Origin of the sequence: Chryseobacterium salviniae (genome assembly GCF_035819015.1) — a bacterium.
Lineage (GTDB): Bacteria > Bacteroidota > Bacteroidia > Flavobacteriales > Weeksellaceae > Chryseobacterium > Chryseobacterium salviniae.
The window spans coordinates 32,752-45,656 of the sequence record NZ_JAYLAA010000053.1; the positions used below are offsets into that span (position 1 = coordinate 32,752).

Annotated in this window: 14 protein-coding genes; 7 read left to right on the top strand and 7 right to left on the bottom strand. The window is 36.9% G+C overall.

The window, feature by feature from the left end:
• Positions 1-16: 16 nt before the first annotated feature.
• Positions 17-631: a recombination mediator RecR gene (recR, locus tag SOP96_RS16930; RefSeq protein ID WP_326322079.1), complete on the bottom strand. Its 615-nt coding sequence runs from the start codon at positions 629-631 to the stop codon at positions 17-19.
• A gap of 181 nt (positions 632-812) precedes the next feature.
• Here recR and SOP96_RS16935 point away from each other — a divergent pair, with 181 nt between their 5' ends.
• From SOP96_RS16935 to SOP96_RS16955, 5 genes are all read left to right on the top strand, one after another.
• Positions 813-1,418, top strand: a complete 606-nt coding sequence (locus tag SOP96_RS16935) for an LURP-one-related/scramblase family protein (protein ID WP_326322080.1) — start codon at positions 813-815, stop codon at positions 1,416-1,418.
• A gap of 18 nt (positions 1,419-1,436) precedes the next feature.
• Positions 1,437-1,925: a hypothetical protein gene (locus tag SOP96_RS16940; protein ID WP_326322081.1), complete on the top strand. Its 489-nt coding sequence runs from the start codon at positions 1,437-1,439 to the stop codon at positions 1,923-1,925.
• Positions 1,926-2,006: 81 nt separating this feature from the next.
• Positions 2,007-3,452, top strand: coding sequence for an aminoacyl-histidine dipeptidase (locus SOP96_RS16945; RefSeq protein ID WP_326322082.1), 1,446 nt, complete (start codon positions 2,007-2,009; stop codon positions 3,450-3,452).
• A 334-nt stretch (positions 3,453-3,786) separates the two neighbouring features.
• On the top strand, positions 3,787-4,083 hold the full coding sequence (locus tag SOP96_RS16950) for a type II toxin-antitoxin system RelE/ParE family toxin (RefSeq protein ID WP_326322083.1): 297 nt from the start codon (positions 3,787-3,789) through the stop codon (positions 4,081-4,083).
• A 13-nt stretch (positions 4,084-4,096) separates the two neighbouring features.
• Complete coding sequence (locus tag SOP96_RS16955; RefSeq protein WP_326322084.1) at positions 4,097-4,678, top strand: LOG family protein; 582 nt, start codon at positions 4,097-4,099, stop codon at positions 4,676-4,678.
• A 66-nt stretch (positions 4,679-4,744) separates the two neighbouring features.
• Here SOP96_RS16955 and SOP96_RS16960 read toward each other — a convergent pair whose 3' ends face one another.
• Entirely contained in the window at positions 4,745-5,074 is a 330-nt protein-coding gene (locus tag SOP96_RS16960) for a 2Fe-2S iron-sulfur cluster-binding family protein (protein WP_029298894.1), read from the bottom strand.
• A 74-nt stretch (positions 5,075-5,148) separates the two neighbouring features.
• Positions 5,149-6,204, bottom strand: coding sequence for an NAD(P)/FAD-dependent oxidoreductase (locus SOP96_RS16965; protein WP_326322085.1), 1,056 nt, complete (start codon positions 6,202-6,204; stop codon positions 5,149-5,151).
• Positions 6,205-6,360: 156 nt separating this feature from the next.
• Here SOP96_RS16965 and SOP96_RS16970 point away from each other — a divergent pair, with 156 nt between their 5' ends.
• A complete protein-coding gene (locus SOP96_RS16970; protein ID WP_326322086.1) occupies positions 6,361-7,131 on the top strand; it encodes a DUF3108 domain-containing protein in 771 nt (256 codons plus the stop codon).
• 423 nt (positions 7,132-7,554) lie between these two features.
• On the opposite strand, the gene SOP96_RS16975 is transcribed toward SOP96_RS16970, so the two are convergent.
• The 4 genes from SOP96_RS16975 to SOP96_RS16990 all read right to left on the bottom strand — a co-directional run bounded on the left by SOP96_RS16975 (position 7,555) and on the right by SOP96_RS16990 (position 11,785).
• The gene (locus SOP96_RS16975) at positions 7,555-8,199 is read right to left on the bottom strand and encodes a response regulator transcription factor (RefSeq protein WP_326322087.1); all 645 of its coding nucleotides are present in this window, start codon (positions 8,197-8,199) and stop codon (positions 7,555-7,557) included.
• Positions 8,189-9,913, bottom strand: a complete 1,725-nt coding sequence (locus tag SOP96_RS16980; protein ID WP_326322088.1) for a sensor histidine kinase — start codon at positions 9,911-9,913, stop codon at positions 8,189-8,191. Before SOP96_RS16980 ends, SOP96_RS16975 begins: the two co-directional genes overlap by 11 nt.
• Before the next feature lie 76 nt (positions 9,914-9,989).
• The gene (gene pheS, locus SOP96_RS16985; RefSeq protein ID WP_326322089.1) at positions 9,990-11,000 is read right to left on the bottom strand and encodes a phenylalanine--tRNA ligase subunit alpha; all 1,011 of its coding nucleotides are present in this window, start codon (positions 10,998-11,000) and stop codon (positions 9,990-9,992) included.
• A 125-nt stretch (positions 11,001-11,125) separates the two neighbouring features.
• A complete protein-coding gene (locus SOP96_RS16990; protein WP_326322090.1) occupies positions 11,126-11,785 on the bottom strand; it encodes a YceI family protein in 660 nt (219 codons plus the stop codon).
• A gap of 85 nt (positions 11,786-11,870) precedes the next feature.
• Here SOP96_RS16990 and SOP96_RS16995 point away from each other — a divergent pair, with 85 nt between their 5' ends.
• Positions 11,871-12,806 carry a sulfate/molybdate ABC transporter ATP-binding protein gene (locus SOP96_RS16995; RefSeq protein ID WP_326322091.1) on the top strand — a complete coding sequence of 312 codons (936 nt, stop codon included), beginning with the start codon at positions 11,871-11,873 and terminating at the stop codon, positions 12,804-12,806.
• The last annotated feature ends 99 nt before the right edge of the window (positions 12,807-12,905 follow it).

Consider the following 12,905-nt stretch of genomic DNA (forward strand, 5'->3'; position numbering starts at 1 on the left):
AATAATTGATAAAAGATTATGACTTTTCATCATTATACGGAAGCCTGTTGATGATTGATCTTCCCAATGATATTTCATCTGCATATTCAAGCTCATCGCCTACAGAAATCCCTCTTGCAATGCTGGAAAAATTAATATCGAAGTTTTTAAATTTCTTATAAATATAATACGCTGTGGTGTCGCCTTCCATAGTTGCGCTTAAAGCAAAAATAAATTCTTTTACCCTTCCTTCATTCAGCTTTTTTTCAATGCTCGGAATATTCAGCTGGCTCGGCCCGATTCCTTCCATGGGAGAAATTTTACCTCCTAAAATCAGGTATTTCCCGGTATATTTCCCGGTATTTTCAATGGCAATCACATCGCGTACATCTTCTACGATACAGATCAGTTCGTCATGCCTTTTCGGATTACTGCAGATCTCGCAAACCTCAAAATCTGAAAAATTATGGCATTCTTTGCAGTACCTGATATCATTTACCAGGCTGATGAGAGAATTTCCCAGGCTTACCGATCGGGATGCCGGCTGCTTCAATAAATGCAGCGCTAAACGCAATGCCGTTTTTCTGCCTATTCCCGGGAGTCCGGAAATTTCATCCACCGCTTTTGCCAAAACTTTACTTGGGTAATCCATAGCACAAAAATAAGCAAAAAGATGAGGATTCAGAATTTTTAAGAAGCTATTGCCCATTTGAAAAGATACTTTTTAATCTTAAATATTCTTATTTTCGTTTAAATGAAGTTAATATACCATAACTTTCATCCAAATAGCCTTATCTTTGATCAGCTAAATATTAACTTGAAAAATAAACAAAATGGTTCTTAACAATTTAAATTATCCACTGGATTTTAAATTTAAAATTACAACATTATCCAGTGATTTCAACATCACGGATAGAAATGGCAATTATGTGGCATATGTCCGTCAGAAAATGTTCAAGCTGAAGGAAGATGTTATTGTTTTTAATGATGAAAGCAAAACCAAAGAGCTTTTCAGGATTAAAGCCAACCAGTGGATTGATTTTAATGCTTCTTATTCTTTAACCGAAATTGCTACTGGCAGAAACTTCGGAAGAATGGCAAGAAAGGGGATGCGCTCATTCTGGAAAGCCAGCTATGACATTCTGGATGCCAACGATCAGCCGAAGTTTAAAATCCAGGAAGACAGCGCCTGGGTACGATTCTTTGATGGAATGATTGGCGAAATTCCGCTTATCGGAGCATTTACCGGATATTTCCTTAATCCTTCGTACACCGTTACCGGTTTAGACGGAAAAGAATATTTTAAACTAAAAAAAATGCCTTCATTCTTTGGAAGAAGATTCCAGCTTGACCGTCTCATCGATATTGATGATGAAGAAGAAAGCCTTGTGATCCTCTCCTTATTGATGATGACGCTTCTTGAAAGAGCAAGAGGATAAACTTATATACCGAAAACAATGAAATATTTTATCATTTTCTTTTCAGCTTTTCTGTTAGTTGCCTGTAAAAAAGAACAGGGATCTGAGAATTCTGCTTCAGTAGATTCTTCTAAAATAGTTAAAGACAGCGTGTCTACCGATCTTTCACCAAAGAAAATCGCTGTTGAAACCTTTCCTTTTCCTACTGAAATCAAAGAGTGTTCATGTTATTTTGCTAAAAGCAAAGCAGACTTCCTTGCTGAAAAATATATTTATGCAGATGATGCCGGAAAAACCGCATACATGAAACTTGACGGAAAAAGATTGGCTTTAAACCTGATCTCTTCAAGTGATATGGAGACCGACGAGGAACTGAGCAAGGAAATAGAAAATGATGATTATAAAATTTCCGTACAAGGTAAAAAAATAAAAGGTGAAGAAGCGTTGCTCTTTGAAGGAACCCTCACCATTGAAAAGCCGGACGGAACTGTTGTTACAATGCCCATTTATGGTGAATGCGGCTGCTAAAGCTTCCTGCTGCCTAAAAATACTGCTTCCGATCGTCCGGAAGCATTTTTTATTTTGTAATTTTGAGAAAAATTAAATTCAATGGAGCTATCTACTATAGAACCGCAGATGATCTGGAAGAATTTTTCCAAATTGAATGCTGTTCCGAGACCCTCAAAAAAGGAAGAAAGAGTAATTGCATTCATCAAAGAGTTTGGTGAAAATTTAGGATTAGAAACCACGGTTGATGAAGTTGGTAATGTGATTATTAAAAAACCGGCAACATCCGGAATGGAAAACCGCAAATCAGTTGTTCTTCAATCTCATCTTGACATGGTATGCCAGAAAAACAACGATGTGAATTTCGATTTTGAAACGGAAGGCATTAAAATGGAAGTAGACGGCGACTGGGTAAAGGCAAAAGGAACAACGCTGGGAGCCGATAACGGATTGGGCGTGGCAACGATCATGTCGATTCTGGAAAGCACTGATATACCTCACCCTGATCTGGAAGCGCTTTTCACCATCGATGAAGAAACCGGAATGACAGGAGCTTTAGGCTTGAAACCGGGACAGCTGACCGGCCAAATACTTCTCAACCTTGATACCGAAGAAGATGATGAAATTGATATCGGCTGCGCCGGCGGAATTGACGTAACCATTTCGCAGGATTACAATACCGAGGTGGCGAAAGGGCAAACTATAAGGATTGAAGTAAAAGGCTTACAGGGCGGCCACTCCGGTATGGATATCCATAAAGGTTTCGGAAATGCTAATGTAATTCTTGGCAGAATTCTTTACAAGGGTCTGGAAAAGGAAAATATTCAATTGATCTCTGTTGACGGTGGCGGACTGAGAAATGCCATCCCAAGAGAAGCGGTGGCTGTTGTTTCCGTAAGAAATGCACAGGAATTCATTGATGGGGTGACCAACGGTATCAAAAAAGAAATTCTTGAGGAATTTGCAACCATAGAGCCTCATCTTCATATCAATATTGAAAATTCAACCACTTCGGAAAAGGCACTTTCTGAAGAAGATTCAAAAAAAATTATTTTGGCACTGAAGTCTCTTCATAACGGTGTTTACAGAATGAGCCCTGATGTAAAGGATCTTGTGGAATCTTCCAACAACGTGGCTAGAGTAGAACTAAAGGAAGGTGCATTAAAGATTTTAAACCTTTCAAGATCATCCGTAGAATCATCAAAGGATTCTGTGGCGGAGCAGCTAAAATCCGTTGCTGAGCTTGCCGGAATGAAAACGGTATTCAGCGGTTCTTATCCGGGATGGAAGCCGAAGCCCGGCTCTGAAATTGTAAAGCTGATGGAAAAAATTTATACTGAAAAATTCGGTGACAAACCTCATGTTGTAGCCTGCCACGCCGGCTTGGAATGCGGAATTATCGGAGCCAATTATCCCGAAATGGAAATGGTGAGCTTCGGACCCACGATCAGAGGTGCACACTCGCCTGATGAAAAAGCGAATATTCCTTCAGCGCAGAAGTTCTGGAGCTTTACGAAGGATATTTTAGCCAATATTCCTTTAAAATAGAATTGTAAAATTGCTATACTGAATATCCAAAATTAAAATAATTTTGGATATTTTTATTTCTACATCTTTATAGGTTTTTATTTAAAATTTTTAAATTTGAATAAATAATACCAATTATGAACACACAGACTCTCAATGAAAAACTTGAATTAATTCAATGGTTGTCTACATTGGAGGATATTTCTATTAATAAAAAAATTAATCCAATTTAGAAAAGAGGAAACTAAAGACTGGTGGAATGCAATCTCGGAAGAAGAGAAAAAATCTATTGAAAAGGGAATATCCGAAGCTGATAACAAAGAATTAAAACCTTATTCCGAAGCCAGAAAGTTATATGGAAAGTGGTTATAAAATTTTCTGGACTCCAAATGCTTTAAAGGAACTAGAACAAAACATAAATTATCTTCAACATAATTTTACAGATAAAGAAATCAGAAAACTTGCTCATAAAATTGAAAGCTCGATAGAAAATTATATCTCAAAATCCTTTTATATTCCTGTATCCGAAAAAGATGTTCACAAGGCAATTATTCTGCAATTTAACACTATGTATTATCGTGTAAATGATAGCAGTGTTGAAATTTTATCTTTCTTCTCAAACAGACAATCTCCTCAAAAAAGAAAAATTTAATTCTAATTTAACCATGAAAAGCATCACCATATTCTGCGGATCAAGTTTCGGTTCGGAAAATATTTATAAAGAGCAGGCAACGCTGCTCGGACAAACGCTGGCAAAAAACAATATTCAATTGGTTTATGGCGGAGCGAATGTCGGCTTGATGGGAGCCGTTGCAGATGGTGCGTTAAAGTCCGGAGGAAAAGTTATTGGCGTACTTCCCTACTTTTTGCAATCGAAAGAAATTGCCCATCAACAGCTGACCGAACTAATTCTGGTGGAAACCATGCATGAAAGGAAAACGAAGATGAATGAATTGTGCGACGGCGTGATTGTACTTCCCGGAGGTTACGGTACATTGGAAGAATTCTTTGAAATGATTACCTGGGCACAGCTCGGGCTCCATCAAAAACCGATTGGTATTCTGAATATTGACGGATTTTATGATGATTTAATAAACCTTGTTCAGAATATGGTGGATAAAGGATTTTTAAAGCAAATCAATCGGGATATGCTTCTGATAAGCAACAATACTGATGAATTGCTGGAAATGATGAGAAATTATAAGGCTCCGAGCGTTGGAAAATGGATTTCAAAGGATAAAACATAAAGCTATTAAAAAACAACACCCGAAGACTTGTCTTCGGGTGTTGTTTTTAATTTTAATAAATATTTTCTAAGGATAAGGAGCAATTTCCACTTCCAGCCCTTCCATTGCGGGAACGATATGCAATTGGCAGCCTAACCTGCTGTTATCCTGCACATGGAAAGCTTCCCCAAGCATTGCATCCTCTTCTGCACCCATTTCTTCCAGCCCCGGATCATTTACCACGTATACCTGACAGGAAGCACACATCGCCATTCCTCCGCATACCCCTATGGTTCCTTCCTCAGCCAATTCGTACGAACGGATAATCTCCATCAAATTCATCGACATATCGGTGGGAGCTACAATATCGTGGGTAACCCCTTCCCGGTCGGTGATTTTTATATTTATATCACTCATCTTTAGTTGATAATTCTTTGTTAATTGTTGATCGCTTTATTTTTTAAAACAATAAACCGTCAACACACACAAATTTAGTCAATTTTTTTCACAACCGCTTTCTCGGCTTCTTTCCGGCTTCCGTCGAATCCGTCTACTCCGCTTACTGTCGTATATTTTAAAACGAATTTTTTACCCGGATTTAATCTGTTATACACACTCTGGCACATTAAAGTAGCTTCGTGAAAACCACAAAGAATCAGTTTAAGTTTTCCCGGATAGGTATTGATATCACCGATTGCATAAATCCCGTCAATATTCGTCTGATAATCCAAAGCGTTGTTCACAACGATGGCATTTTTCTCGATATTAAGGCCCCAGTTTCCGATCTCGCCTAATTTTGGCGTTAAACCAAATAACGGGATAAAGAAGTCAGTTTCAATATCATAAGGATCCTGCCCGTCAACTGCTACGGTAATTGCTTCCACTTTTCCATTACCTTTAATGGCGGTAACCTCAGCAGGTGTAATTAATTTTATTTTACCTTCATTTTTAAGATCCTGAACTTTCTCCACGGAATCCAAAGCGCCACGGAATTCATTTCTTCTGTGAATCAATGTTACTTCGCTGGCCACGTTGGAAAGGAAAATACTCCAGTCAAGCGCAGAATCTCCTCCACCGGCAATAACTACTTTTTTATTTCTGAAATGTTCCGGCTCTTTTACAAAATACTCAAGGCCTTTTTCTTCGTAATCAGCGATATTTTCAAGGGCTGGTTTTCTGGGTTCAAAAGTTCCTAAACCTCCGGCAATGGCAATAGCTTTTGCGCGGTGAGCTGTTCCTTTGTTGGTAATAACTTCAAACCATTCGTCATCAACTTTTGTGTAGGAAACAGCGGTTTCCCCTAAGGTGAAGCCCGGCTGAAACTGCTTAATCTGCTCCATCAGATTATCAACAAGCTCTCCTGCATTCACAGACGGATAACCCGGAATATCGAAAATAGGTTTTTTAGGATAAAGCTCGGCCAACTGTCCTCCCGGTTGTGGAAGTGCATCAATAATATGGCACTTCATTTTTAGTAAACCTGCTTCAAATACGGCAAAAAGACCGGTAGGGCCGGCTCCTATGATCAATATATCGGTCGTTATCATAATAATAAGATAATTTAATTATACTTGTGGCTGCAAATTTACTAATTTTAATGCGAAGCATATTTAATTCAGTCTAAATAAAAAACTGAGATTTATCAAATAGTATTAAACATCTGGACGTTATTTATTTGGCAGTGTTTTTGTAAATTTTTAATTATGAAAAAAATTTTAAGTGTATTGATGGTATTTCTGTCTGCTTTAAGTTTCAGCCAGATTACCAATATTTCTGACGGTGAGTCTATTAACCTGCGGATTCATTATGGTTTTCTCAATGCAGGAACGGCTAATTTAACCGCAAAAAAAACAGCATACAGAGGAGTTCCGCATTTGTACGTGAAGGGAACAGGGCAGACTACAGGAGCGGTGAGAGCATTTTTTAAGGTTGATGATCATTACGAAAGTTATATTAACATGAATACCGAGCTTCCGAGTTTCTATGTAAGAAATGTGAAAGAAGGAAGTTACAGACAGCATCTTGAAACTACTTTCAACCACGATAACAATACATTGGTGCTTACAGACAAAAAGACTCCTGCAAATGGTTCCAAAGTTCTAAAATCTGTAAGAGGTGTTCAGGATATGCTTTCATGCTTTTATTATCTGAGAAGTAAAAGCTCTGCCGAACTGAAAGTAGGAACGGTAATTAATATGAATGTATGGATTGATGATGAGATGTTTCCTTTTCAACTTAAAGTAATCGGAACGGAAAATCTTAAGACTAAATTTGGTACGATTAATTGCCTGAAAATTATACCATCTGTAAAAAGCGGAAGGGTTTTTAAAGAAAAGGAAGGTGTTACGATGTGGGTTTCTAATGATGCCAACCATCTTCCGATGCTGCTGAAGGCAGAGCTCGCAGTAGGGTCTTTAAAAGCAAGTATTGACGGATACAGCAATGTAAAATACCCTTTAAAGTTTAAAAAGTAACAATGAAATAATCATCTTGAAAGTCTGTAATGCTACGGGCTTTTATGTAATAAATAAACTTTTATGATTGTCTTTTACATAACAAACCGTTGTAATCTAGATGATCGTTTTTAATTACGTTTTGTTTCAAGGTCAGTAATTAAAAACAAGAACCTCCGAAATTTCGGAGGTTCTTTTTTGCATCTGATAATAAGAAGATCTACTTCCCCGAAGATACATTCTTAATCATCATTTGCGTTTTTTTTGATCTTTGACCCTTTTCTTTGTTTCATCATTTGTGTTTTTAGAATCAAAGATCGTTTTAAAAAGGGTATAATAATATCTGATTATTATGGTACAAAGATATCACCCTATTAATATAAATTCACCACAAAAGTTTTAGATATATATCGACGGAATTGTAGATATTTTTCTACAAGTATATCAGGAATGATTTTTCATTAATTCGATGAGCTCTACGATGTTTTCAATATTCAGTTTTTTAAATATTCTCTTTTTGATCGTACTGATTGTATTCTGTTTTACCTCCAGCCTGTTTGCTATTTCGAGGTTTCCAAAACCTTCAGAATACATTCGGGCAATTTCAAGTTCTTTTTGCGTTAAGGATGATAGCGGATTAATGAGGTTTCGGTTATTCAGCGAATTCATTAGCAGGGTACGAGTTACAGGAGAAATATATTCACCTTTATCAATAAGCGTTAATATGGCGTGTTTTATTTCTTCTTCCTCACTGAGTTTACTTAAAAATCCATCAGCTCCTGCATTAAGATATTTTAGAGCATGAACATTTTCATCAATTCCTGAAAAGATAAGAATTTTGATATCGGGATTTTTTTCTTTGATTTCTGAAATGATCTGAAGGCTGTTTCCTTCGGGGAAATATGCATCAATTATGGCAATGTGAATGACCTCGGTATGGAGGCAATCTTTAATCTGCTGAAAGTTTGATGCGTGAAAGGCTTTATAATTAATTCCGGCTGCGTCTAATAAAAATACCATTCCCTGACGGATGAGGGTGTGATCATCTGCCAACAGAAAGAAAAGTGTTTCTTCATCTTTATTTATCATGATCGATTTTTAAATTGAGGGAAAAATTTACTGCTGTTCCTTTACCCGGCTGGCTCGTCACTGAAATTTGCCCTCCGTACATCTCTACCAGCTCCTTGCATAAATTTAAACCTAAGCCTGCACCGATATTTTCGATATCGTCTGACAAAGCTCCTTGGTAATAAGGTTCAAATATTTTTTTAAGATCAGACTCTGCGATTCCAACTCCGGTATCTGTAATTTCTGTTAGCAAAGTGACGGTAGATTCGTCTTTTTTTTCAGTTTTTATATTCACCGTTATTTGCCCGTTTTCTGTAAATTTATTGGCATTACCCAATATATTCATAAAAATCTGGCTTATTTTAGCATTATCCGAATAAACCATCAGTTCCGGGGAAATTGCTTTATTCACAACAAATTTGTTGTTTCTTGTTTTTATATAATTTTCAATTGAACTTAATAGGGACGTGACCTGGTTATTAAGATTGAAAGCAACCGGAATCAGTTTGTTTTTCACATGCTGATTTTTGGTATATTCTAATATCTGATTGGCCTGCAGCAGCAAGGTATTACTGGTAAAGCCAATAGATTTAAGATACTCTTTGATTTCATCATCTTTTGTTTTCTCACTGATTCTGTTGATAAGAATACCTATGATTTTCAGTGGAGCTCTTAATTCATGGCTCAGCATTCCTAAAATCCGGTTTTTAAATTCAAGATTGGCATTGATCTGAATGTTTGCTGCTTTCAGTTTTCTTTCGTAAGAAAAAGCTATGCTTGTAAGCATCATAATAAGTACCGAGATTACCAGCATAAGAATCATTGCACCGAAGATAAGATTCATCCTCATTCTGTTACTTATAGAATTTTGCCGGTAATACTCCTTTTCGAGATCTGCCCTGGAATTCTCAATTGCGTAGTCGTAGATGTTCATAACATTATTTCCGTACATTAACAGATTGCTGAATATTCTGTAGAAGGCAGCCTTGTTATTATCTTTTTGAATGACATTGGTCTGCATATTCTTCAGCTGCACCGTGTAATGCTTATTCACGTTATTCAGAATACTGTCAAAATCAGCTTTTACGAGGTTAGAATTAAGATTTTTTGCCTGCTTTACGGTGACCACCGTACTGTCTTTTCTTATATTCTCTTTTCCGGCTATCGCATCACGTATTCTTCCGAAAAATTTCTTTTTCTTCACGGTATCAGAATAAGTTTTTGTTTCTATATTAAATTTATCAAAACTATAATCAAGGTCATAATTCCGGATTTTGGGAAAAGTATTTTGTACGGCAAGGCTTGAACCGGAAGAGTACTTGTATGTAGAATCAATAAGAATTTTCAGCTTTTGAATTTTAGAAGAATTGTTGTTTTCCAACGTTAAAGAGCTTTTCAACTTTGGATATTTCTCTGTATATTTATCAATGCTGTCTAAATTTTTATCAAGTTTATTTAAAGATGCAAAATATGATGTAAGATATTTTTTATCTTCATGAACGAGATATTTCTGAAAGTCAACCTGTGCGTTCAGCAATTCTTTTTTAGAATCTTTTGTAAGATTTTCTAATGAATGAATTTCTTTTAGCTGAGCTTCAATAAACTTTAAATTTTTCTTAGTAATAAACTCATAATAGAAAAAAGCTGCAATGAGAAATTGTATAAGTAAGATACATAAAATTAAAGAATAATGTACGATTCTTCTTGATCTGAAACTTAATTTTTCAAACATCATTGTAATTTATTGTGTAAAAATAATAAAAAAATCCTATAAATAATTTACAGGATTTTATATATTTTGTTTAATTTATTTAAAGACTTTTAAACTGTTCAAGTGTTCTGATGTCATTTTCAAAAAACATTCTTATATCGCTCATTTGGTACAGAAGCATTACGATTCTTTCAATTCCCATTCCGAAAGCATAGCCTGAATACTTTTCCGAATCAATATTTACGTTTTTCAGAACAGCCGGGTCAACCATTCCACAGCCCATAATTTCCAGCCAGCCTGTCCCTTTTGTAATTCTGTAATCGGTTTCAGAATTCAATCCCCAGTACACATCAATTTCGGCACTTGGTTCCGTAAATGGGAAATAAGAAGGTCTTAATCTTATTTTTGATTTTCCGAAAAGTTCTGTAGTAAAGAACTGAATCGTCTGCTTAAGATCTGCGAAGCTCACATTCTCATCAATATATAAACCTTCTATCTGATGGAAAATACAATGCGATCTTGAAGAAACGGCCTCATTCCTGAAAACCCTTCCCGGAGAGAGGATTCTGATAGGAGGCTGATTTTCTTCCATATAACGGATCTGTACAGAAGAAGTATGTGTTCTCAAAAGAATATCCGGGTTCTGCTCAATAAAAAAGGTATCCTGCATGTCTCTTGCCGGATGGTACTCCGGAAGATTCAGTGCGGTGAAGTTGTGCCAGTCGTCCTCAATTTCAGGCCCGTCTGCCACCGCAAAACCGATTGATTTGAAAATCTCGATAATTCTGTTTTTCACCAGATTAATAGGGTGTCTTGAGCCCAGTTCCAAAGGAAAAGCAGGCCTCGTAAGATCTTCTTTTTCCACTACAACAGAAGATGCTGAAGCATTCTTCAAATCCTCCAGTTTTATATTGACTGCCTGTTTCAGAGTATTGATCTTTTGTCCGAAATCTTTCTTCTGGTCATTGGGAACTTCTTTGAATTTTTCGAAAAAATCATTCAGAATTCCTTTCTTTCCATTGTATTTGATACGGAAGTTTTCAATCTCTTCTTTTGACGTGGCATTGAAGCTGTTTACTTCAACCAGTAACTCTTCTATCTTTTCTATCATTGTTTTACCCTTTCAGAATGTTTTGCAAAAATACGGTTTTTCGGCGAAATAATTTTCCATAAATTGTTAAAAAAATCTGCTCCGGTAAGAGCAGACTTCAATCACTTTTTCACGTAAAATAAAATTTATTTTTTTTCTAAAGCCTTCACATTGATCTGAAGGGTGACCTCATCTTTAATCACACCGTTCTCAACAGGACTCTGGAACTTCACTCCAAAATCTTCTCTTTTGATATCTGTTGGTTCCGTAGCAATATTTGCCACACCGTCTTTTACAGATACATTCGCTTTGAACGACATTGGTTTTGTGATACCTTTTACGGTTAAGTTTCCATCCAGAACGGTATTGTAGTCGCCTTCTGCCAAAGGAGTAATTTTGGTAATTTCATAAGATGCGGTTGGAAATTTCTCCACTTCAAAAAAATCGCTGCTTTTAAGATGACCATTGAATTTTTCAAGCTGTGCAGCATCATTTTTAAGATCTTCTGAGGTAAGGGAAGACATATCCGCCACAAATTTTCCGCTTTGCAGTTTTCCGTCTTTTACGGTTACATCACCGCTCTCGAATTTTATAGTTCCGAAGTGGCTGGTATTTTCAGATTTAAAGATTTTATACCCTTTCCACTCTACTTTACTGTTTAAAGTATCTACCGTAAACTGGTCACCGTCATTAGCAGTCACCACATCGGTGCTTTCCCCGGCTACCGGTTTTTCCTTTTTGCAGGAAACGGTGGTCAGTGCGGCCAGAAAAGCAGAAAAAACTACCGAAAATAGCTTTCTTTTCATAATCTTTTAAATTTTGTTACTCCTGCTAAAATAATAAAAAAATTTGTTCTTTCCTAGAAAGATTTCAATTCATTACATTTGTATTATGCTATTAGAAATAAATAATCTGAACTTTTCATATTCTGTAGAAAAACCTTTGTTTCAGAATCTTAACATGCATTTCGACGAAGGGAAAATTATTGCGCTTGCCGGAGAAAGCGGCTGTGGAAAATCAACTTTATTGAGCCTGATTTACGGACTCCTCGACTGGCAAAGCGGTGATATCATTTTTGACGGCGAGAAATTGCTTGGGCCTAAAGGAAACCTGGTTCCCGGTGAGGCGAAGATGAAGTTTGTTGCCCAGAATTTCGATCTTATGCCTTATGCTTCTGCAGCTGAAAACGTAGGAAAATTTATTTCCAATATTAATCTTGCAAAAAAAAGAGAAACGGTAGCCGAACTCCTTGAGGTTGTCGGACTTGAAGAATTTGAGAATGTACTTCCGAAATACCTGAGCGGCGGACAACAGCAAAGGGTTGCCATTGCAAGAGCACTTTCCGTTCTTCCGAAACTGCTGATTCTTGACGAACCTTTCAGCAACCTTGATTTCCCAAGGAAAATTGAACTGCGTGAAAAGTTATTCCGGTATGTAAAACAGCAGAATATTTCGTTGATTATCTCAACGCACGAGCTTCAGGATATTATTCCGTGGCTGGATGAGATTGTTATCCTGCAAAACGGGGTAATCATTCAGGAAGGCAGTCCTGAACAGGCTTTCAAAAATCCTTACAATTCTTACGTAGCCAAGCTTTTCGGTGAGGTGAATATTTTTAATGAATCTGAAATTGCAGATTTTCAGATTCCGAAATTTTCTTATTATCCTAAAGAGATACGAATCTCCAAAACCGGTTTTGAAGCCGAAGTAATGGAAAGCCGTTTTGCAGGAAATCATTACTGGAATAAAGTGAAAGCAAAAGATAAGGAACTGGTGATTTACACTGATGAGAAAATTGAAAATTCAGTGCATATTTCTTTTGATTGAACTGATTTAAATAAAGGGTCTCCATATAGCCCGGACCGAGCGGCATGTTTGAGCTCTTTTCCAGTTTTGGGGGTGGGGGGGGGGGGCCCCCCCCCCCCC

Bases quoted from the DNA above. Each gene is read 5' to 3' on its own strand.
- SOP96_RS16975 (WP_326322087.1), bottom strand. From the start codon at position 8,199: ATGATAAATAAAGATGAAGAAACACTTTTCTTTCTGTTGGCAGATGAT.
- SOP96_RS16965 (WP_326322085.1), bottom strand. From the start codon at position 6,204: ATGATAACGACCGATATATTGATCATAGGAGCCGGCCCTACCGGTCTT.
- SOP96_RS16945 (WP_326322082.1), top strand. From the start codon at position 2,007: ATGGAGCTATCTACTATAGAACCGCAGATGATCTGGAAGAATTTTTCC.
- recR (WP_326322079.1), bottom strand. From the start codon at position 631: ATGGATTACCCAAGTAAAGTTTTGGCAAAAGCGGTGGATGAAATTTCC.
- SOP96_RS16980 (WP_326322088.1), bottom strand. From the start codon at position 9,913: ATGATGTTTGAAAAATTAAGTTTCAGATCAAGAAGAATCGTACATTAT.
- SOP96_RS16995 (WP_326322091.1), top strand. From the start codon at position 11,871: ATGCTATTAGAAATAAATAATCTGAACTTTTCATATTCTGTAGAAAAA.
- SOP96_RS16935 (WP_326322080.1), top strand. From the start codon at position 813: ATGGTTCTTAACAATTTAAATTATCCACTGGATTTTAAATTTAAAATT.
- SOP96_RS16960 (WP_029298894.1), bottom strand. From the start codon at position 5,074: ATGAGTGATATAAATATAAAAATCACCGACCGGGAAGGGGTTACCCAC.
- SOP96_RS16955 (WP_326322084.1), top strand. From the start codon at position 4,097: ATGAAAAGCATCACCATATTCTGCGGATCAAGTTTCGGTTCGGAAAAT.
- SOP96_RS16940 (WP_326322081.1), top strand. From the start codon at position 1,437: ATGAAATATTTTATCATTTTCTTTTCAGCTTTTCTGTTAGTTGCCTGT.
- SOP96_RS16990 (WP_326322090.1), bottom strand. From the start codon at position 11,785: ATGAAAAGAAAGCTATTTTCGGTAGTTTTTTCTGCTTTTCTGGCCGCA.
- SOP96_RS16950 (WP_326322083.1), top strand. From the start codon at position 3,787: ATGGAAAGTGGTTATAAAATTTTCTGGACTCCAAATGCTTTAAAGGAA.
- SOP96_RS16970 (WP_326322086.1), top strand. From the start codon at position 6,361: ATGAAAAAAATTTTAAGTGTATTGATGGTATTTCTGTCTGCTTTAAGT.
- pheS (WP_326322089.1), bottom strand. From the start codon at position 11,000: ATGATAGAAAAGATAGAAGAGTTACTGGTTGAAGTAAACAGCTTCAAT.